This window comes from Pseudomonas sp. LAM2023 (genome assembly GCF_016620375.1).
Lineage (GTDB): Bacteria > Pseudomonadota > Gammaproteobacteria > Pseudomonadales > Pseudomonadaceae > Aquipseudomonas > Aquipseudomonas anuradhapurensis.
Genome location: NZ_JAENHV010000036.1, coordinates 381917 through 401127, shown reverse-complemented (window position 1 = coordinate 401127; position 19211 = coordinate 381917). Strand labels below are relative to the sequence as shown.

The 19211-nt window shown below is 64.3% G+C and carries 20 protein-coding genes; all 20 read right to left on the bottom strand.

Going from position 1 to position 19211, the window contains the following annotated elements; all coding sequences use genetic code 11:
• Window positions 1-57 precede the first annotated feature (57 nt).
• The 20 genes from flhF to fliE all read right to left on the bottom strand — a co-directional run bounded on the left by flhF (window position 58) and on the right by fliE (window position 19094).
• Entirely contained in the window at window positions 58-1368 is a 1311-nt protein-coding gene (flhF, locus tag JKP78_RS21590; RefSeq protein WP_186688799.1) for a flagellar biosynthesis protein FlhF, read from the bottom strand.
• An 11-nt stretch (window positions 1369-1379) separates the two neighbouring features.
• Entirely contained in the window at window positions 1380-3509 is a 2130-nt protein-coding gene (flhA, locus tag JKP78_RS21585; protein WP_170031090.1) for a flagellar biosynthesis protein FlhA, read from the bottom strand.
• Window positions 3510-3676: 167 nt separating this feature from the next.
• Entirely contained in the window at window positions 3677-4819 is a 1143-nt protein-coding gene (flhB, locus tag JKP78_RS21580) for a flagellar biosynthesis protein FlhB (protein WP_186688797.1), read from the bottom strand.
• A gap of 2 nt (window positions 4820-4821) precedes the next feature.
• Complete coding sequence (gene fliR, locus JKP78_RS21575) at window positions 4822-5598, bottom strand: flagellar biosynthetic protein FliR (protein WP_170031092.1); 777 nt, start codon at window positions 5596-5598, stop codon at window positions 4822-4824.
• A 7-nt stretch (window positions 5599-5605) separates the two neighbouring features.
• Window positions 5606-5875, bottom strand: coding sequence for a flagellar biosynthesis protein FliQ (gene fliQ / locus JKP78_RS21570; protein WP_016488420.1), 270 nt, complete (start codon window positions 5873-5875; stop codon window positions 5606-5608).
• Window positions 5876-5896: 21 nt separating this feature from the next.
• Window positions 5897-6652 (bottom strand): flagellar type III secretion system pore protein FliP, encoded by a 756-nt coding sequence (gene fliP / locus JKP78_RS21565; protein ID WP_170031094.1) that lies wholly within the window; start codon window positions 6650-6652, stop codon window positions 5897-5899.
• A complete protein-coding gene (fliO, locus tag JKP78_RS21560; RefSeq protein WP_200627562.1) occupies window positions 6652-7086 on the bottom strand; it encodes a flagellar biosynthetic protein FliO in 435 nt (144 codons plus the stop codon). The genes fliP and fliO overlap by 1 nt, the downstream gene beginning before the upstream one ends.
• Window positions 7087-7098: 12 nt before the next feature.
• The gene (gene fliN / locus JKP78_RS21555) at window positions 7099-7569 is read right to left on the bottom strand and encodes a flagellar motor switch protein FliN (protein WP_186679736.1); all 471 of its coding nucleotides are present in this window, start codon (window positions 7567-7569) and stop codon (window positions 7099-7101) included.
• Between the two features lie 47 nt (window positions 7570-7616).
• Complete coding sequence (fliM, locus tag JKP78_RS21550; RefSeq protein ID WP_170031096.1) at window positions 7617-8585, bottom strand: flagellar motor switch protein FliM; 969 nt, start codon at window positions 8583-8585, stop codon at window positions 7617-7619.
• A 9-nt stretch (window positions 8586-8594) separates the two neighbouring features.
• Entirely contained in the window at window positions 8595-9092 is a 498-nt protein-coding gene (gene fliL / locus JKP78_RS21545; protein WP_186679730.1) for a flagellar basal body-associated protein FliL, read from the bottom strand.
• A 221-nt stretch (window positions 9093-9313) separates the two neighbouring features.
• Complete coding sequence (locus JKP78_RS21540) at window positions 9314-10603, bottom strand: flagellar hook-length control protein FliK (protein WP_200627561.1); 1290 nt, start codon at window positions 10601-10603, stop codon at window positions 9314-9316.
• Window positions 10604-10676: 73 nt separating this feature from the next.
• On the bottom strand, window positions 10677-11024 hold the full coding sequence (locus tag JKP78_RS21535; protein ID WP_186688784.1) for an Hpt domain-containing protein: 348 nt from the start codon (window positions 11022-11024) through the stop codon (window positions 10677-10679).
• Window positions 11025-11073: 49 nt separating this feature from the next.
• Window positions 11074-12765, bottom strand: coding sequence for a fused response regulator/phosphatase (locus JKP78_RS21530; protein ID WP_186688781.1), 1692 nt, complete (start codon window positions 12763-12765; stop codon window positions 11074-11076).
• An 8-nt stretch (window positions 12766-12773) separates the two neighbouring features.
• Window positions 12774-13079, bottom strand: a complete 306-nt coding sequence (locus JKP78_RS21525; protein ID WP_186688767.1) for an STAS domain-containing protein — start codon at window positions 13077-13079, stop codon at window positions 12774-12776.
• Between the two features lie 105 nt (window positions 13080-13184).
• Complete coding sequence (gene fliJ / locus JKP78_RS21520; protein WP_186688764.1) at window positions 13185-13637, bottom strand: flagellar export protein FliJ; 453 nt, start codon at window positions 13635-13637, stop codon at window positions 13185-13187.
• Between the two features lie 6 nt (window positions 13638-13643).
• Complete coding sequence (gene fliI / locus JKP78_RS21515) at window positions 13644-14999, bottom strand: flagellar protein export ATPase FliI (protein WP_200627560.1); 1356 nt, start codon at window positions 14997-14999, stop codon at window positions 13644-13646.
• Window positions 14989-15753: a flagellar assembly protein FliH gene (gene fliH, locus JKP78_RS21510; RefSeq protein ID WP_200627559.1), complete on the bottom strand. Its 765-nt coding sequence runs from the start codon at window positions 15751-15753 to the stop codon at window positions 14989-14991. The genes fliI and fliH overlap by 11 nt, the downstream gene beginning before the upstream one ends.
• 202 nt (window positions 15754-15955) lie before the next feature.
• Window positions 15956-16975: a flagellar motor switch protein FliG gene (gene fliG / locus JKP78_RS21505; RefSeq protein WP_013973604.1), complete on the bottom strand. Its 1020-nt coding sequence runs from the start codon at window positions 16973-16975 to the stop codon at window positions 15956-15958.
• On the bottom strand, window positions 16968-18746 hold the full coding sequence (gene fliF, locus JKP78_RS21500) for a flagellar basal-body MS-ring/collar protein FliF (RefSeq protein WP_186688753.1): 1779 nt from the start codon (window positions 18744-18746) through the stop codon (window positions 16968-16970). Before fliF ends, fliG begins: the two co-directional genes overlap by 8 nt.
• Window positions 18747-18761: 15 nt before the next feature.
• Entirely contained in the window at window positions 18762-19094 is a 333-nt protein-coding gene (fliE, locus tag JKP78_RS21495) for a flagellar hook-basal body complex protein FliE (RefSeq protein WP_013973606.1), read from the bottom strand.
• Window positions 19095-19211: the final 117 nt, after the last annotated feature.

Sequence of the window (19211 nt, the reverse complement as noted above, 5' to 3'; positions counted from 1 at the left end):
ACACGTGGGGCAATTCTGCGTACCCCTTGGCATAGCTACCTTGCACACGCTTCATCATCAACCCGCTCGCCGTGGGTTGTGATAGAGATCAGCGAACATGTCGGCCATGGCCTCTTCGCTGGGCTCGTCCTGCTGCTGCACATTGACCGCACGCGACACCAACTGGTGCCCTCGCGGCAGGTGCAGGTCGTCAGGAATGCGCGGCCCATCGGTCAGGTAGGCCACTGGCAGTTCATGACTGATGGCAAGGCTCAGGACATCACCCAGGCTTGCCGTTTCATCGAGTTTGGTCAGGATGCAGCCGGCCAGACCGCAGCGTTTGTAGCTGTGGTAGGCGGCGGTCAGCACCTGCTTCTGGCTGGTGGTGGCCAGGACCAGGTAGTTCTTCGCGGCAATGCCGCGCCCGGCCAGGGTTTCCAGTTGCATGCGCAGGGCCGGGTCGCTGGCCTGCAGGCCAGCGGTATCGATCAGCACCACGCGCTTGCGCAGCAGTGGCTCCAGCGCCGCAGCCAGTGACTGGCCAGGGTCGACGTAGGTCACCGGTACGTTGAGGATGCGGCCCAGGGTCTTGAGTTGCTCCTGCGCACCGATGCGGAAGCTGTCCATGCTTACCAGCGCCAGGTTGTGGGCGCCGTACTTGAGTACGTAACGCGCGGCCAGCTTGGCCAAGGTGGTGGTCTTGCCCATGCCGGCAGGGCCGACCATGGCGATCACCCCGCCCTCTTCGATCGGCTCGATCTCGGGGATGTCGATCATCCGCGCCAGGTGCGCCAGCAACATGCGCCAGGCCTGGCGTGGCTCGTCGATTTCGGCGGTCAGGTCGAGCAGCTCACGGGCGATCGGGCCAGACAGGCCGATGCGCTGCAGGCGGCGCCAGAGCGTGGCCTGCTGCGGCTTGCTGCCCTGCAGCTGGTTCCAGGCCAGCGAGCCGAGCTGTACTTCCAGCAGCTCGCGCAGGCCAGACAGCTCGGAGCGCATGGCATCGACCAGGCGCGCATCGACCGGCGCCGCAGCCGGGGCTGCAGCGGCAGGCGCGGGGGCGTCGACGTGTGGTTCGATCAACGGCTCGGCGGCGGTCAGCGACTGCCCGGCGAACAATTGGCGGTTGTTGTCGCTGCTGTCCGGGCGGGGATCCAGCTCGGCACGGGCAGTGGCGATGCGCGTATGGGTCTTGCGCAGCTCTTCTTCCAGCTCGGCATTGGGCACACGCGGGGCCAGGGCGGACAGCTTGTAGTCCAGCGCAGCCGTCAGTTCGACACCTCCGGCGATGCGGCGGTTGCCGATGATGGCGGCATCAGCGCCCAGCTCATCACGGACCAGCTTCATGGCCTGACGCATATCGGCGGCGAAAAATCGCTTAACTTGCATTATCCACTACCTCAGCCGTTAGGGCCCACGGTGGCAACGATGGTGACTTGCTTGTTGTCCGGTATTTCCTGATACGCCAGAACATGCAAATTCGGTACAGCCAGGCGACCGAAACGCGACAGCATGGCGCGGATCGGGCCGGCGACCAGGAGGATGGCCGGCTGGCCCTGCATTTCCTGGCGCTGGGCCGCTTCGATCAGCGAACGCTGCAGCTTCTCGGCCATGCTCGGTTCCAGAAGAACACCGTCTTCCTGACCTTGCCCGGCCCTTTGCAGACTATTGAGCAAAATCTGTTCCAACCTTGGTTCCAGAGTAATCACTGGCAGCTCTGACTCAACGCCGACAATGCTTTGCACGATGGCGCGACACAATCCGACGCGCACCGCCGCCACCAGCGCGGCGGTATCTTGACTCTTGCTGGCGTTGTTGGCGATCGCCTCGGCAATGCTGCGAATATCGCGCACCGGCACCTGCTCCGACAACAGCGCTTGCAGCACCTTGAGCAGGCCCGACAAGGAAATGACACCTGGCACCAGCTCCTCGGCAAGTTTAGGCGATGCCTTGGCCAGCACCTGCAGCAATTGCTGGACTTCTTCGTGGCCGATCAGCTCGTGACAGTGCTTCTGCAGAATCTGGTTGAGGTGGGTGGCCACCACGGTACTGGCATCGACCACGGTATAGCCCAGCGACTGCGCCTGGGCGCGCTGGCCGACGTCGATCCACACCGCTTCCAGGCCAAACGCCGGGTCCCGCGCGGCGATGCCGTTGAGGGTACCGAACACCTGGCCAGGGTTGATGGCCAGCTCACGGTCCGGGTAGATCTCTGCCTCGGCCAGGATCACCCCCATCAGGGTCAGGCGATAGGCGCTGGGCTGCAGGTCGAGGTTGTCACGGATGTGCACGGTAGGCATGAGGAAGCCCAGGTCCTGCGAGAGCTTCTTGCGCACCCCCTTGATCCGCGCCAGCAACTGGCCACCCTGGTTGCGGTCGACCAGCGGAATCAGCCGGTAGCCGACCTCCAGGCCGATCATGTCGATGGGCGTGACGTCATCCCAGCCCAGCTCCTTGGTTTCCTGCGCACGCTGCGGCGAAGGCAGCAAGTCCTGCTGGCGCTGCGCTTCCCTCTGCGCCTCGAGCTTGGCCTTCTGCTGCTTCTTCCACACCAGATAGGCGCCACCGCCAGCCAGCAGGCCGAGGCTGAGAAAGGCAATATGCGGCATGCCTGGCACCAGGCCCATGACGATCATCAGCGCCCCGGACACCGCCAGGGCCTTGGGCGAATCGAACATCTGCCGGTTGATCAGCTTGCCCATGTCCTCGGAGCCCGAGGCGCGGGTGACCATGATGGCGGCCGCAGTAGACAGCAACAGTGATGGCAACTGCGCCACCAAACCGTCACCGATGGTCAGCAAGGCGTATACCTTGCCGGCATCGCCAAAGCTCATGCCGTGCTGCAGCATGCCGATCAGCATGCCACCGATCAGGTTGATGAACAGGATCAGCAAACCGGCGATGGCGTCACCGCGCACGAATTTGCTGGCACCGTCCATCGAACCGTAGAACTCGGCCTCCTGGGCCACCTCGGCACGGCGGTGCTTGGCCTGGGCCTGATCGATCAGGCCAGCGTTGAGGTCGGCATCGATAGCCATCTGTTTGCCAGGCATGGCGTCGAGGGTAAACCGCGCGCTCACTTCCGAGATTCGCCCGGCACCCTTGGTCACCACCACGAAGTTGATGATCATGAGGATGGCGAACACCACGGCGCCGACCACATAGTTACCGCCGATCACCACCTCACCGAAGGCCTGGATCACCTTGCCGGCAGCGCCGTGGCCCTCCTGGCCGTGCAGCATCACCACGCGGGTGGAGGCCACGTTCAGGGCCAGGCGCAACAGCGTGGCCACCAGCAGGATGGTGGGGAACGCGGCGAAGTCGAGGGGGCGCAAGGCGTACACGCACACCAGCAGCACCACGATCGACAGGGCGATGTTGAAGGTGAAGAACACGTCGAGCAGGAACGGCGGTATCGGCAACATCATCATTGCCAACATCACCAGCAGCAACAGCGGCACGCCCAGGTTGCCCCGGCCGAGCCCGGCCAGGTTGTGACGGGCGTTGCTGATTAACTGAGTGCGATCCACCACGAGTCCTCTTGATGCAAAACTTTGACGCCCCGGGGGCGACTGGGCGTGGCTTTGCAAGAAGCTTTCCAACTTTGTCCGGCTTCAGAGATTTGGCGCCTGCGAGATCGAGCGCCGAGCGGGCGGCGCCCGATCTCGCAGGCGCCATGCCTCATGGCGGGCTCCTGTCAGCTATCACGCCGCAGGTCCGGCGGAATCGGCAGATCTTCCTTCAAAGGCTCCGGTCGCTTGCCCTTGCCAGCGCGGTACTGGCGGATCTGGAACACATAGGCCAGCACCTGCGCCACCGCCAGGTACAAGCCGGCAGGGATTTCCTGTTCCACCTCGGTGGAGTAATAGATCGCCCGCGCCAGGGCCGGCGATTCGAGGATCTGGATCTTGTGCTCTGCGCCAATCTCGCGAATCTTCAAGGCAATGAAATCGGTACCCTTGGCCAGCAACAAAGGCGCCGCGCCACCCTTTTCCGGGTCGTACTGCAGGGCCACCGCATAGTGCGTGGGGTTGGTGATGATCACGTCGGCCTGCGGCACCGCCGCCATCATGCGCCGCTGCGACACTTCGCGCTGCAGCTGGCGAATACGCTGCTTGACCTCGGGCTTGCCCTCGCTGTCCTTGTACTCGTCCTTGATTTCCTGCTTGGTCATCTTCAGCTTCTTGTGCGTCTGCCAGAGCTGGAACGGCACGTCCGCCGCGGCGATCAACAGCAACCCGGCCGACATCCACAACGCACTCCAACCCACCACCTGCAGGCTATGGATGATCGCCTGCTCCAGCGGCTCGTTGGCAATCGACAGCAGGGCCTGGCGGTCGTTGACCAATACCACCACCGCCACCACCAGAATCACGAAGAACTTGGCCAGCGCCTTGAGCAGTTCGGTCAGGGCATGCATGGAGAACATCCGCTTGATCCCCGACAGCGGGTTCATGCGGCTGAACTTGGGCTGCAGCAGGCTGCCCGAGAACAGGAATCCACCGAGGGCAATCGGGGCCACGAAGGAAACCACGAACAGCAGGATCATGACCGGCTGCACAGCCCATATCGCCATCTTGCCCGAGGCCAGCAGAAAAGCCCCCATGGCCCGCTCGTCGACAATGATGTCGCGGCTCAGGCTGAAGTTCATGCGCATCATCGCCAGCAGCGTCTCGGCCAGGTAGCCGCCGAATGCCAGCAGGCCACCGGCACCGGCCAGGGTCACCGCCACCGTGTTCAGCTCCTTGGAACGCGCGATCTCGCCTTTCTCGCGAGCATCGCGCTTGCGCTTGTCGGTGGGCTCTTCGGTCTTGTCCTGGCCGCTCTCGCTTTCTGCCATGCTCAGCGCGCCCTCGCCAGTTCACGCAGCCATTGCAGCGCTTCGCTGGCCAATGCCTGGTAGTGGGACAATATATCGGCCAGGCCGACCCAGAAGATGAACATGCCCAGGACCAGGGTCAGCGGGAAGCCGATGGAGAAGATGTTCAGCTGCGGCGCGGCACGGGTCATCACGCCGAAGGCGATGTTGACCACCAGCAGCGCAGCAATCACCGGCAGGATCAGCAGCAGCCCGGCAGCGAATACCCACCCCAGGCGCCCGGCAAGTTCCCAGAAATGGTTGACCACCAGCGCATTGCCCACCGGCAAGGTGGTGAAACTTTCCGTCAGCACCTCGAACACCACCAGGTGGCCGTTCATCAACAGGAACAGGATGCTCACCAGCATGGTCATGAACTGGCTGACCACGGTGACGTTGACGCCGTTGCCCGGGTCGACCATCGAGGCGAACGCCATGCCCATCTGCACCGCGACGATCTGCCCGGCAACCACGAACGCCTGAAACAGCAGTTGCAGGGCCAGGCCGAACAACGCGCCGACGATGATCTGCTCGGCGCACAGCAGCAGGCCGCGCAGGCTCAGCGGGTCGAACTCGGGCAGCGGCGGCAGCGCCGGCACGATCACCACGGTAATCGCCAACGCCACGTACAGGCGCACCCGCGCCGGGAGCATGCGGGTACCGAATATCGGCATGGTCATCAGCACCGCCGTCACCCTGAACAACGGCAGGATGAAGGTGGCGACCCAGGTGCCGATCTGCGTGTCGGTCAGCTCGAGCATTGCCACGTCAACCGATCAGCTGCGGGATATTGGTGTACAGCGTGGTGATATATTCCATGAACTTCTGTACCAGCCAAGGCCCGGCAACGATCAGCGTGACCAGCATCACCAGCAGGCGCGGCAGAAAGCTCAAGGTCTGTTCGTTGATCTGCGTGGCAGCCTGGAACATGGCCACCACCAGGCCCACCAGCAGGCTCGGCACCACCAGCACGGCCACCATCAAGGTGGTCAGCCACAAGGCATCGCGGAACAGGTCGACAGCGACTTCAGGGGTCATCGGCGGCTCTCCTTGACGGCGTCAGACGCCGCCGAAACTGCTGGCCAGGGTGCCCATGATCAGCGCCCAGCCATCGACCAGCACGAACAGCATGATCTTGAACGGCAACGAAATGATCAGCGGCGACAGCATCATCATGCCCATGGCCATCAGCACACTGGCCACCACCATGTCGATGATCAGGAACGGGATGAAGATCATGAAACCGATCTGGAACGCGGTCTTCAGCTCGGAGGTGACGAACGCCGGCACCAGGATCGTCAGCGGGACCTGGTCCGGGCCGGCGATGTCGGTGCGCTTGGACAGGCGCATGAACAGGTCGAGGTCGCTTTGCCGGGTTTGCGCCAGCATGAAGTCCTTGAGCGGCCCCTGGGCCTTGTCGATGGCCTGCTGGGCGGTCATCTGTTCCTTCAGGTACGGCTGCAGCGCGTCCTGGTTCACCCGGTCGAACACCGGCGCCATGATGAACATGGTGAGGAACAGCGCCATGCCGGTGAGCAGCTGGTTCGACGGCGTCTGCTGCAGGCCCAGGGCCTGGCGCAGGATCGAGAACACGATGATGATGCGGGTGAAGCTGGTCATCAGGATGACGAACGCCGGGATGAAGCTGAGCGCCGTCATGATCAGCAGGATCTGCAGGCTGACCGAATATTCCTGCTGCCCGTCCGCGGTATTGGACAGGGTGATGGCCGGGATCGACAGCGGGTCGGCGGCCAGGGCCAGCGGCGCCGCCAGCAGCAGCGCCAGAATCAACAACAAACGCAGCGCGCCGCTCATCACTTCTTGTCCTTAGGGTCCTTGCCCATCAGCTCCATCAGCCGCTGGGCGAACTCCGGCGTCACCTGGCGGGCGCTTTCCGGTACTTCCACGGGTTCGGCCAGCACATGCAGGGCCTCGATGCTGCCCGGGGTATGGCCGATCAGGATCTGCGCCTTGCCCACCTGCACCAGCAACAGCCGGTCACGCGGGCCGATGGCCCGGCTGCCGACGATCTCGATCACCTGCCCGCCCTTCACCGCAGCCCCTTGCATGCGCCGCAGCAGCCAGGCCAGGAAGAAAATCAGGCCGACCACCAGCAGCAGGCCAAAAACCATCTGCGCCAGCTGCCCACCCAGGCTGCCAGGGGCAGCCGCAGGGGTCGCCGCAGGGGTGGCCGCGGCCAGGCAGGCCTGGCTGGCAAGCAGCGCGGCGAACGCCAGGCTGGCGCGCATCGTGCCCTTCACTCAGCGCAGCTTCTTGATACGTTCGCTGGGGCTGATCACGTCGGTCAGGCGAATGCCGAACTTCTCGTTGACCACCACCACTTCGCCATGGGCGATCAGCGTGCCGTTGACCAGCACATCGAGCGGTTCACCGGCCAGGCGGTCCAGCTCGATGACCGAACCCTGGTTGAGCTGCAGCAGGTTGCGGATGTTGATCTCGGTGCTGCCCACTTCCATGGAAATGTTCACCGGAATGTCCAGGATCACGTCCAGGTTCGGGCCTTCGAGGCTGACATTCTCGCTCGGCTTCGGCGAGCTGGCGAACTCTTCCATCGGCAAGCGACCCGGGCCACCGACGCTGCCGGCGGTGTCGCCACCCAGCAGTGCATCGATGTCGGCCTGGCCGGCTGCACCGGTTTCTTCCAGCGCTGCAGCCCATTCATCGGCCAGCGCCTGGTCCTCTGGGGAGGTGATCTCGTTTTCGTTAGCCATGATTTCCTCGACAGGCATTCAATACGTTATGAGCGACCGGCGCGCCATCAGCGGCGTTCGATCGGGTCGATGATCTGCAGCGCCAGGTTGCCCTTGTGCGAACCCAGGCGCGCCTTGAACGAAGGCACGCCGTTGGCGCGCAACACCAGGTGTTCAGGCAGCTCCACCGGAATCACGTCGCCAGGCTGCATGTGCAGGATGTCGCGCAGCTTCAGCTGGCGCCGGGCAACCGTGGCGCTCACCGGCACGGCAACGTCCAGCACGTCCTCGCGCAGGGCCTTGACCCAGCGCTCGTCCTGGTCGTCCAGATCGGACTGGAAGCCAGCATCGAGCATTTCCCGCACCGGCTCGATCATCGAGTACGGCATGGTCACGTGCAGGTCGCCGCCACCGCCGTCCAGCTCGATGTGGAAGGTCGATACCACCACCGCCTCGCTGGGGCCGACAATGTTGGCCATGGCCGGGTTGACCTCCGAGTTCATGTACTCGAAGGTGACCGGCATGATCGCCTGCCAGGCTTCCCGCAAGTCGACGAAACACTGGTCCAGCACCATGCGCACCACGCGCAGCTCGGTGGGGGTGAACTCGCGGCCTTCGATCTTGGCGTGACGGCCGTCGCCGCCGAAGAAGTTGTCGACCAGCTTGAACACCAGCTTGGCATCGAGGATGAACAGCGCGGTACCGCGCAGCGGCTTGATCTTGACCAGGTTGAGGCTGGTCGGCACGTACAGCGAATGCACGTACTCGCCGAACTTCATCACCTGCACGCCACCCACCGCCACGTCGGCGGAACGGCGCAGCAGGTTGAACATGCTGATCCGGGTGTAACGGGCGAAGCGCTCGTTGATCATTTCCAGGGTCGGCATGCGACCCCGCACGATACGGTCCTGGCTGGTCAGGTCGTAGCTCTTGATGCTGCCAGGCTCGGTGGCGCTTTCGGTCTGCACCAGCCCGTCGTCGACACCATGCAACAAGGCATCGATTTCATCCTGGGACAGCAGGTCCTGTACGGCCATTGCGGACTCCTACTGCAATACGAAATTGGTGAACAGCAGCTGGTCGACGACCGGCTTGCCGACTTCCTTCTGCGCCACTTCCTGAACCACCGCGGTGGCCTTCTGGCGCAGCATCTCCTGCCCGACCGGGCTGCCGGCCAGGGTATCGAAGCCCTGCCCGGAGAACATCATCACCAGGTTGTTGCGGATGACCGGCATGTGCACCTTGAGGGCATCCAGGTCGGCCTGGTTGCGCGCCTGCATGGTAATGCTCACCTGCATGTAGCGCTGGCGACCGTTCTGGTTGAAGTTGACCACGAAGGCCGGGGCCAGCGGCTCGTAGATCGCCGCAGGCTTGACGTTACCGGCGGTTGCCTCGGCGGCCGGGGCAGGCTCGCTCTTGTGCATGATGAACCAGGTAGCGCCCACCGAAAGGCCGATCGCCAGCAACAGGCCGACGACCGCCAGCAGGATCAGCTTGAGTTTGCCTTTAGTAGCGGGGTCTTTGACTGCTTCGCTTTTCGCCATGCCAATAATCCGTCGTCCATCGGGGGTTCAAGGGAGGATGGCTTGGCTTGAGCAAGTGTTATGCCAGATTTGGCAGACAGGGCTATTTCAGCAGGCGCGACGATTCTGCCCTATTCGCAAGTGAGCCCCGCTCCTGCAGGTACCGCGCCGGGCTCGAAAGCGGTGAAAGCCCCGTGGGAGCGGGCTTACCCGCGAACCGGCCGGTGCGGCCAGAAGCCGCATCAGGCGTAGTAGTCGACCGCACTGTCACCGATAACCAGTTGCTGCTCCACCGGCCTGCCGCTGTCGGCGCTCTCGATACCGCCCTGCTCCGCCTGCCGCGCCGCCACCCCGGACAACTGGCTGCCCTGGGCCTGCGCCTGCTGTTGCTGCTGTTGCTGCCCACGCGACTGGTCGGCCACGTTGACATCCGGCTGGGCCAGGCCTTGCTGGGTGAACAGTTCGCGCAGGCGATGCACCTGGCTGTCGAGGGCGTCACGCACGCCGGCGTGGCCACTGATGAAGGTGATCTGGGTCGACTGGTCCGTCGCAACATTGACGCGAATGTCCAACCGACCAAGCTCTGCCGGCTCCAACTGGATGTCCGCCGACTTGAGGTTCTGGCTGGACAGGTACATGACCCGGTTGACCAGACCCTCGGCCCAGGCGTTCTGGTTCATTGGCAGCGGCTGGTGCAACGGGCCGGCATTGGCCGGCACGGCGTTGGCGGTCTTGGCCGTGGCGGCCTGGGTCAGGTTGGCCAGGCGGTTGGCGAAATCATCCACGCGGGTATCGCTGCTGGCGCTCCTGGTGTCCTTCAGGCCATCTTCGAGCAAGGCACCGAAGGCCTTGTCGCCAGGCTCGCCGGCATCAGCCGCGCCCGCCGAATCGCCCACGGCATCCTGCACCAGGTTCGCCAAGGTATTGACGGCCACAGGCGCATCGTCAGCTTGGGCCGACGCCGGGTCCTGGGCATGTACCGAGGTTGTCCCTTTGGCCTGGGCACTGTGCTCCAGGGCCAAGCGCAAGGTGGGCAGGTTGGCCAGCGGGTCGGCGTCGGGGTCGAAGGTTTCCTCGGCGGCCGGCGCTGCAGGCGCCGCGACCGTGGGCTGCGCCGTGGCGGCCTGCAGCACCGGTGCCACGGTCTCGGCCTGGGCCTGGATCAGTTGCGCACCGGGCTGGGCGTCGGTGACCTGGCCGGCCACCAGGCTGGCATCGCGCATGTCGGTGTCAGCCTGCAGCGGGGCCTGGCCGTCGGCTGGCAAGGGTTTGCCGTCATCGGCAACAGCGGGCGTGTCGGCGGGCTCGGCCTTGCCGCCTGGTGCCGCTTCGGCTTTGTCCTTGGGCTTGGCCTGGGCGACCTTGTCATCCTGCCCAGCAGCCTTGTCCCGGCCCTGCCTGGCCATTACCTGACCAAAGCCAGCGCCCTTGTCCGCCGGTGCCTGCAGCGCTTTGTCGGCCTGTGCGGCGGGCGAACGCGAGGTATTGGCAATGGCGTTGGCTTGCAACAATGGGTTGGGTGCGACAGGCATCGAGCGGTCTCCGCGCCAGGAACAAAAAAGACATCCAGGCAGAGCAAAGCAAGACTCGGGCCAAGTTGCCCTGTCAACCGGTCAAAATACGTTGCTGCTCACCCCGGTAGAAATGTTGTACTTCAAGGAACTCCCGATCGATACGGGTGATCAGGTCTTCAATGCCATACAGCGGGGGCCGCCGCGCGCGCTCCTCCAGCTGCTGGCACAGGCGGGCCAAGGCAACGGCGCCCATGTTGCTGCTGCTGCCCTTGAAGCTGTGCGCGACCGTACTGAGTTCCTCGGCACTTCTGGCCGCGTGCAACTGGCTCAGGCGCCGCTCGGAATCGTCGAGGAAGGTCTGCACCAGTTGCAGATAGCCATCCTCCATGACTTCACGCAGGTCGCTGAGTACCTTTTGGTCAATATGCATGTCAGTCACTTGTTCACTCCCTTGATCAAGCCAGATTATGCCCGAGCCAGCCCATGGCTCACCAGACGAACTCCACCTGCGCGCAGCGCCCGCCTTCGCTCCAGCGCGCACTGCTGGCCAGCCGCTGGACCAGGTTCAGCCCACGCCCACTCAGGCGCCGCTCCAGCGCTGGCTGCGCCAGCGTCCGCTGCACATCGAACCCGGCACCGCTGTCGCGAACCTCGATCATCAGACGCCCGCCGTCGCCAAGCGGTTCAACCTTGAACTGGATACGCACGTAGCCGTCGGTCAGTTGCATCAGGCGCCGCGCGCGTTCCTCATAGTAGGCGGCAAAACCCTGGACATCGCGCTTGAGCCGCGAGTCCAGGCCCAGCACGCCGTGCTCCAGGGCGTTGGAATACAGCTCGCTGAGCACGCTGTGCAGGTTGCCGGTACGCGCCCGCAGGCCATGGATTTCCTGCAATAACTGCACCAGATAGGGCACCGGGTCGAAGCGCTTGAGGCTCTCGCCGCGCACCTCGAACTGCAACGACCAGTCCAGCGGGCTGGAGCGGCCGCTGTCAGAGTAGAGGGTCGGCGCCGGTACCCGTTCCTCGGCGCTGAACATGCGAATGTCGCACAGGCTGATGTCATCGCGCGGGCGCCCGCCAAAGCGCTCCAGGGCCTGCATCACTTCGTCGAACAGGCGCGCCGGGTCACGGTTGTCGGCCAGCACCTCGTGCAGGCGCTGCACGCCGAACAGCCGCTCCTGGTCGTCGGCGGTATCGATCACGCCATCCGATAGCAGCAGCACGCGCTCGCCCGGCGCCAGCGGCAGCACCTCGGTGGTATCGTCGAAACGCTCGGCGGGCAGAATACCCAGCGGCAGGTGTCGCGAACGCAACGCCGACAACACCTGCCCCTGCACCGACAGGCGATAGCCATCGGGCATGCCGCCGTTCCACACTTCCACCGAACCGCGCTGCATGTTGAGGTCGAGCAGCAGCGCACAACAGAACATGTCCACCGGCAGGATGCGTTTGAGCTTGGCGTTCATCTCGCGCAGGATCTGCGCGATGCCATAGCCCTTGGCGGTCATGCCATAGAACACTTCAGCCAGCGGCATGGCGCCGACCGCCGCCGGCAGACCATGCCCGGTGAAATCACCGAGCAGCACGCGCATGTCACCGGACGGCGTGAAAGCAGCCAGCATCAGGTCGCCATTGAACAGCGCATAAGGCGACTGCAGGTAGCGGATGTTGGGCGCGGCCAGGCAGCCGGAGTGGGCCACCTTGTCGAATACCGCCTTGGCTACCCGCTGCTCGTTGAGCAGATGGTGATGATGCCCGGCAATCTGGTCGCGCTGCTCCAGCACGGTGGCCTGCAACCGGCGCAAGCGGTCCATGGCGCGGATCTTGGCGCCGAGAATCACCGCACTGTAGGGTTTGGCCATGAAGTCATCGCCACCAGCCTCAAGGCAGCGCACCAGGCCCTCTTCTTCGTTGAGCGATGTCAGGAAAATGATCGGCACCAGCGCTTCGCCGGCCAAGGTCTTGATCTGCCGTGCCGCCTCGAAGCCATCCATCACCGGCATCAGCGCATCCAGCAGCACCAGTTGCGGACGCCGCTCGATGAACAGCGCCACCGCCTGCTCGCCGTTTTCCGCCGTGACCACCTGATGCCCCTGCCGGCGGACGATCTGCGCCAGCAGCAGGCGGTCGGCGGCCCCGTCCTCGGCGACCAGCACGGTCAACACCTGTTCGGCCGGCATGTCGGCGCTCAACTGATATCGAAGAGTTTTTCGAAATTGGAGATGGCGAGGATCTTGCGGACATCGGAGCTGGCATGTACCACGCGCACATCCGAATCATCACCTCCGGCATGGTCGCGCAGCAACAGCAGCATGCCGAGCGCGGAACTGTCGAGGTAGGTGGTTTCCTTCAAGTCAACCACCACCGAATCGGGCCGGCTGGGCTGACGCTCGTAGGCGTCACGAAATTCCTGGTGCTTGCCGAAATCGAAGCGTCCCTTGATCTTGATGGTCAGTTTTTTCCCGTCCTGCGAAAAATCAGTCTCGACTGCCATGCTAGCGATTCCTTCGATGATGGCGGATGCAGCTCCTTAAAGGTGTAGCAGGCGCTGGCGGGAGAGGCAAGCTCATGCCTTTATCGGCCCTATCGCCGGCATAGGCTATAGGTGATTCTGCCGCGGCAGACGCTGGGACAATTCATCGAGCAGGCGCTGTTCACGCTTGTCTTCGGCGCGCCGGGCTTCTTCCTGGTAACGCTGCACCAGCTTGCGCAAGCCCTCCACCCGGGCATAGGCCTGCTGCCAGGTACCACGGGCGTTGTTGAGGTTGTTCTGGTGCCAGGCCAGGCTCTGCCGCTGCTGGGTCATGGCCGTTTCCAGCTGGCCGAGGAAACGCTGGTAGTTGACCAGCCAGTTGCCATTGACCCCCTGCCCGCCACGGTTGATCCACTGCAGCTGGTAATCCTCACGGAACCGTTCGAGCTCGGCCAGCTTGGCCTGGGCGGTAGCCACCAGCTGCTGGAAATGCCCAAGGCGCTGAGCCGCCTTGCGCTCGGCCTCCTCGGCCATGGCCACCACCGGCGCCAGGCGCGCGGCGCGTCCGGGCTGCGCCATGGCCTATCAGCCCGCCGGGGGCGTGAAGATCGCCCCCAACTGTTCGCGGCTTTGCGCCATGCTCACGTTCTCCCGCAGGCCCTGGCGCAGGAATTCCACCATCTGCGATTGCAGGGCGATGGCCAGGTCGGTTTCCGGGTCGCCACCAGCGACGTAGGCACCCACGCTGATCAGGTCGCGGCTCTGCGAGAGGCGCGACCACAACTGCTTGAGCTTCTGCGCCTGGCGCAGATGGTCGGCATCGACCACCTGGGGCATGACCCGGCTGATCGAGGCTTCGATGTCGATCGCCGGGTAATGGCCTTCCTCGGCCAGCCGCCGCGACAGCACGAAGTGGCCATCGAGCACGCCGCGCGCCGAGTCGGCAATCGGGTCCTGCTGGTCGTCGCCTTCGGACAGCACGGTGTAGAACGCGGTGATCGAACCACCGCCCGGCTCGCCGTTGCCCGCGCGTTCAACCAGCTTGGGCAGCTTGGCGAACACCGACGGCGGGTAACCCCGGGTGGCCGGCGGCTCGCCAATGGCCAGGGCGATTTCCCGCTGGGCCTGGGCGAAACGGGTCAGCGAGTCCATCAGCAACAGCACGTTCTTGCCCTTGTCGCGGAAGTACTCGGCAATGCGCGTGCAGTACATCGCGGCGCGCAGGCGCATCAATGGCGCATCGTCGGCGGGCGAAGCCACCACCACCGAACGCTTGAGGCCTTCTTCACCGAGGATATGCTCGATGAATTCCTTCACCTCGCGGCCACGCTCGCCGATCAGGCCGACCACGATGATCTCGGCTTCGGTGAAGCGGGTCATCATGCCCAGTAGCACCGATTTACCCACGCCGGTACCGGCGAACAGACCCAGACGCTGGCCACGGCCAACCGTCAGCAGCCCGTTGATACTGCGAATACCTACATCAAGCGGCTTGCTGATGGGGTCGCGGTTGAGCGGGTTGATCACCGGCCCGTCCATCGGCACCCAGTCCTCGGCCTTCATCCCGCCCTTGCCATCCAGCGGGCGGCCGGCGCCGTCGAGCACCCGGCCGAGCATGCTCATGCCCATCGGCAGGCGACCGCTGTCGCCCAGCGGCACCACCCGGGCGCCCGGGGCGATGCCGACGATGCTGCCAACCGGCATGAGGAACACCTTGGGCCCGGCAAAGCCCATGACTTCGGCCTCGACCTGCACCGGGTGGTAGCTGTCGTCGTTGATCACCAGGCAGCGGGTGCCAACCGCTGCGCGCAGCCCTTCGGCTTCCAGCGTGAGGCCGACCATGCGCAGCAGGCGGCCTTCGACCACGGGCTGGGCTGGCAGCTCGATGGCTTCGGCATAACCGCCCAGGCGCTTGCCGAAGCTGGTGCGCTCAAGCTTCATCGGAGCTGGCCAGGTCGACGGCGATATCCGCCGCCGCCGGATGCAGGGAATGGTCATGCAAGCGGTCGAACAGTTGCGCCACGGCTTTTTCGATACGGGTTTCCATGCTGGCGTCGATGCGGCTGTGAGCGGTCTCGATGCGACAGCCGCCAGGGAGCAGTGCGCTGTCTTCGAGCAGCCGCCAGGTTTCCTCATGCCGTTCGCGCAGCGCCTTGACCAGCTCGAAGTCCTGCGGATTGAGGTGAATACGGATGTTGTCGGCGCCCATCGGCAGCAGTTTGAGCGCCTCGCGCAATACCTGGGTGATGTGACTGGAATCGCCGCGCAGATCGCGACCGATCACCTGGCGGGCCATGTGCGCCACCAGGTGAACAACCGATTTCTCGATTTGCGTATCCTGTTCGGCGATAGGCTCCATCAGGTTGATCATCAACCGATCGAGGCTTTCCAGCTTGGCTTTCAGGGCCTCTTCGGCTTCCTGGCGAACCTTCAGCTGGGTGCTGTGGAAGCCCTCGCGCTCGCCGGTGGCGAAGCCCTCGTTGTAGGCCTCCTGGCGGATGGCCTCGAGCTCTTCCAAGGTCAACGGCTGGACTTCTTCCAGCGGCACTTCCTCGACTTCGTCCTCGATGACTTCGGGTTCCGGCTCCGGTTCGGGCTCCGGTTGCGGATCGAAGCTGGGCAGCGCCCACACGTCCACGCCCTCGAGGTCGCGGGCGCGGATCAGGTCGCTGGGGTGATGTTCTTTGGTGGGCATGTTTTAAGGTACTCAAAAGCCATCAGCAACCAACGCGCCCCCGTAGGAGCGGCCTTGTGTCGCGAAAGGGCTGCGGCGCAGCCCCGGCGAGCGTTGCGGTGTAGCTGAAATCCAGGGGCCGCTTGGCGGCCCTTTCGCGACACAAGGCCGCTCCTACAGGGGCGCGGCGCCTGATTGACAGCGGAGCGCGTCGCCTGGTGAATCAGATCATTTCCTCGGCGCCCTTGCCACCGAGCACGATCTCGCCGGCCTCGGCCATGCGGCGGGCGATGGTGAGGATTTCCTTCTGCGCCGTTTCCACGTCGCTGACTCGCACCGGCCCCTTGGCTTCCAGGTCGTCACGTAGCAGCTCGGAGGCACGCTTGGACATGTTCTTGAAAATCTTGTCCTTGACCCGCTCGTCGGCGCCCTTGAGCGACACCACCAGCACGTCGGACGACACTTCGCGCAACAGCGCCTGGATGCCACGGTCGTCGACGTCGGCCAGGTTGTTGAAGACGAACATCAGGTCCTCGATCTGCTCCGACAGGTCGCTGTCGATTTCGCGGATCGCGTCCATCAGTGCACCTTCGACCGAGCTGTCGAGGAAGTTCATGATGTCGGCCGCACGCTTGATACCGCCCAAGGTGGTGCGCGCCGCATTGGAGTTGCCCGAGAACTGCTTCTCGAGGATCTGGTTCAGCTCCTTCAGCGCCGCCGGTTGCACGGTATTGAGCGACGACACGCGCAGGACGATGTCCAGGCGCACCTTGTGGTCGAAGTTGCTCAGCACTTCACCTGCCTGGTCGGGGTCGAGGTAGGCAACCACGATGGCCTGGATCTGCGGGTGCTCGTAGCGGATCACGTCGGCCACGGCACGCGGCTCCATCCACTTGAGGCTGTCCAGGCCGCTAGTGTTGCCACCGAGCAGGATGCGGTCGACCAGGCCGTTGGCCTTGTCTTCGCCCAGGGCCTGGTTGAGCATCTTGCGGATGTAGGCGTCGGAACCGACACCCAGGCTGGTCTGGTCGCCGACGATCTCGACGAACTCGCTCATCACCTGCTCGACCTGGTCACGGTGCACATTGCCCATCTGCGCCATGGCCACACCGACCCGCTGCACTTCCTTGGGCCCCATGTGGCGCAGCACCTGGGCCGCATCGGTCTCGCCCAGCGAGAGCAGGAGGATCGCCGCCTTGTCGACGCGGCTCAGCTTGGCGGTAACGGCTCGGTTATCACTCATCGGCGTTGATCCACTCTTTCACGACCTGGGCCACACGGCCCGGGTCTTCGGCCACCAGGCCTTTGATTGCGTTGAGCTGCGCCTCGTAGCCCTCGGTCGGGCTAGGCAGCAGAATGCTTGTCGGGCCACCCAGAGTGACGCGGTCGTTGGCCAGTTCGCCATCCAACCCCACCATGCCGCCCAGCTCCATGTCGCTATCCTGGGCAGCCTGCTTGCCGCCCCCGGTGATGTTGTTCAGCACCGGCCGCAGTACACCGAACACCAGCACCAGGATGAACACCACGCCCAGCACCTGCTTGACGATGTCCCAGAACCACGGTTGCTGATAGAAGGCGATGTCGCTGATTTCCTCGCCACGGTCAGCGGCGAACGGCACGTTGATCACCGTCACGCTGTCGCCACGGCTGGCATCGAAACCGACCGCATCCTGCACCAGGCGAGTAAACCGCGCCAGGTCCTCGGCGCCCCACGGCGTACGGCTGGTGTCGCCAGTGGCCGGGTCGACCTTGACCTGGTCATCCACCACCACCGCTACCGACAGACGGGTCATGCGCCCTTGCTGCTGACGGGTGTGGCTGATAGAACGATCCAGCTCGAAGTTCTTGGTGCTTTGTTGACGCTTGTCCGACGGATACGGCGCGAGCATCGGCTGGCCGGTGGCCGGGTCCATGATCTGCTGGCCGTTGGCATCTACCAGCGGCTGGCCGGGCTGGATGGCCGCCGCCGGTGCGGCGCTGCCACCGGTAGTCTGCGGTGCCGAGGCCGGGCCTGGTGGCTGGTTGCTCAGCGCACCGGGCACGCCCTGCGGGCCCTGGCTGCTGGCACGTTGTTCGTCAACCGATTGCTCGCTGCGCAGCGCCGGCTGGTCGGGGTTGAACTGCTCGGAGGTGGACTCGACCGCGCTGAAGTCGAGGTCGGCAGACACTTCGGCCTTGTAGCGGTCATTGCCCAGCACCGGTTGCAGGATGTTGTGCACACGCTGGGTGAGCATGCTCTCTACCCGACGGCTGTAATCGAACTGCTTGCCGGCCTGGGTCAGCGCGGTGTCCTGGATCTGCTCGGACAGCAGGTTGCCTTTCTGGTCGACCACGGTGACCTGGGACTTGTCCAGTTCCGGCACGCTGGTCGCGACCAGGTTGACGATGGCCATCACCTGCCCGGCTTCCAGGGCACGGCCCGGGTACAGCTCGACCAGTACCGAGGCGCTGGGCTTGCGCTCGTCACGCACGAACACCGAGCTTTTCGGGATGGCCAGATGCACGCGCGCAGCCTTGACGTTGTTCAGGCTGGACACGGTACGCGCCAGTTCGCCTTCCAGGCTGCGGCGGTAACGGGTGGCTTCCATGAACTGGCTGGTGCCCAGGCCCTGCTCCTTGTCGAGCAGCTCGAAGCCGACATTGCCATCACTCGGCGCCACGCCGGCTGCGGCCAGTTTCAGGCGCGCACGGGAGAGGTCGTCGGCCTTGACCAGCAGAGCGCCGGAATTGGGCTCGACGTTGTAGGGGATGTCGGCTGCGGCCAGGGTATCCATGACCTGCTTGGTGTCCATGCCCGCCAGGCTGCCATACAGCGGGCGGTAATCCGGCTGCTGCGACCACAGCACCACGGCAAAGCCGATCGCCACGCTGGCGGCCAGGCCGACCAGCAGGCCGACCTGACGCAGCATGGGCATCTGCGCGATGTTTTCCAGAAACGCCATGCCGAACAGCGGCGGCTTGGCCGCGGGCGGGCCGCTTTTCACGGGGGCGTTGTCGACGACTGCTTCAGCCATGGATTATGTCCGTCCTCAAACCGGCATCTGCATGATGTCCTGGTACGCCTGGACCAGCTTGTTGCGTACCTGGGTCAGGGCCTGCATCGATACACTGGCCTTTTGCGAAGCGATCATGACGTCAGTCAGGTCGACGCCGCTCTTGCCGATCTCGAAGGCGTTGGCCAGCTGGGTCGAAGCCTGCTGCGTCTCATGCACCTTGCCGATGGCCTGGCCGAGCATGTCGGCAAAGGTACTCTGCCCCGGCGCCAGCTCAGGGGCGGCAGCCACCTTGGGCAGCGACATGGCATCGGCCTGCATGGCCCGCATGTCCAACATCAGACGATTGAATTCAACACCTTGGCTCATGACCCTTCTCTCTCCTGCGGCCGCATTTTTTTGACGGGATGCGGCGGATAGCCTACGTAAAGCAACAAAGGTGCCAGCCTTGGAATGTCAGCCAGTTCAGCGTCTGTGCCGATGGCT

Coding starts and splice junctions, on each gene's coding strand:
- JKP78_RS21530 (WP_186688781.1), bottom strand. CDS start 12,765: ATGCCGGCCGAACAGGTGTTGACCGTGCTGGTCGCCGAGGACGGGGCC.
- fliL (WP_186679730.1), bottom strand. CDS start 9,092: ATGGCGAAAAGCGAAGCAGTCAAAGACCCCGCTACTAAAGGCAAACTC.
- flhF (WP_186688799.1), bottom strand. CDS start 1,368: ATGCAAGTTAAGCGATTTTTCGCCGCCGATATGCGTCAGGCCATGAAG.
- fliQ (WP_016488420.1), bottom strand. CDS start 5,875: ATGACCCCTGAAGTCGCTGTCGACCTGTTCCGCGATGCCTTGTGGCTG.
- fliI (WP_200627560.1), bottom strand. CDS start 14,999: ATGAAGCTTGAGCGCACCAGCTTCGGCAAGCGCCTGGGCGGTTATGCC.
- fliE (WP_013973606.1), bottom strand. CDS start 19,094: ATGAGCCAAGGTGTTGAATTCAATCGTCTGATGTTGGACATGCGGGCC.
- fliJ (WP_186688764.1), bottom strand. CDS start 13,637: ATGGCGCAGCCCGGACGCGCCGCGCGCCTGGCGCCGGTGGTGGCCATG.
- fliF (WP_186688753.1), bottom strand. CDS start 18,746: ATGGCTGAAGCAGTCGTCGACAACGCCCCCGTGAAAAGCGGCCCGCCC.
- JKP78_RS21540 (WP_200627561.1), bottom strand. CDS start 10,603: ATGCCTGTCGCACCCAACCCATTGTTGCAAGCCAACGCCATTGCCAAT.
- fliR (WP_170031092.1), bottom strand. CDS start 5,598: ATGCTCGAGCTGACCGACACGCAGATCGGCACCTGGGTCGCCACCTTC.
- JKP78_RS21525 (WP_186688767.1), bottom strand. CDS start 13,079: ATGGCAGTCGAGACTGATTTTTCGCAGGACGGGAAAAAACTGACCATC.
- fliO (WP_200627562.1), bottom strand. CDS start 7,086: ATGCGCGCCAGCCTGGCGTTCGCCGCGCTGCTTGCCAGCCAGGCCTGC.
- flhB (WP_186688797.1), bottom strand. CDS start 4,819: ATGGCAGAAAGCGAGAGCGGCCAGGACAAGACCGAAGAGCCCACCGAC.
- fliM (WP_170031096.1), bottom strand. CDS start 8,585: ATGGCCGTACAGGACCTGCTGTCCCAGGATGAAATCGATGCCTTGTTG.
- fliN (WP_186679736.1), bottom strand. CDS start 7,569: ATGGCTAACGAAAACGAGATCACCTCCCCAGAGGACCAGGCGCTGGCC.
- fliP (WP_170031094.1), bottom strand. CDS start 6,652: ATGAGCGGCGCGCTGCGTTTGTTGTTGATTCTGGCGCTGCTGCTGGCG.
- fliH (WP_200627559.1), bottom strand. CDS start 15,753: ATGCCCACCAAAGAACATCACCCCAGCGACCTGATCCGCGCCCGCGAC.
- fliG (WP_013973604.1), bottom strand. CDS start 16,975: ATGAGTGATAACCGAGCCGTTACCGCCAAGCTGAGCCGCGTCGACAAG.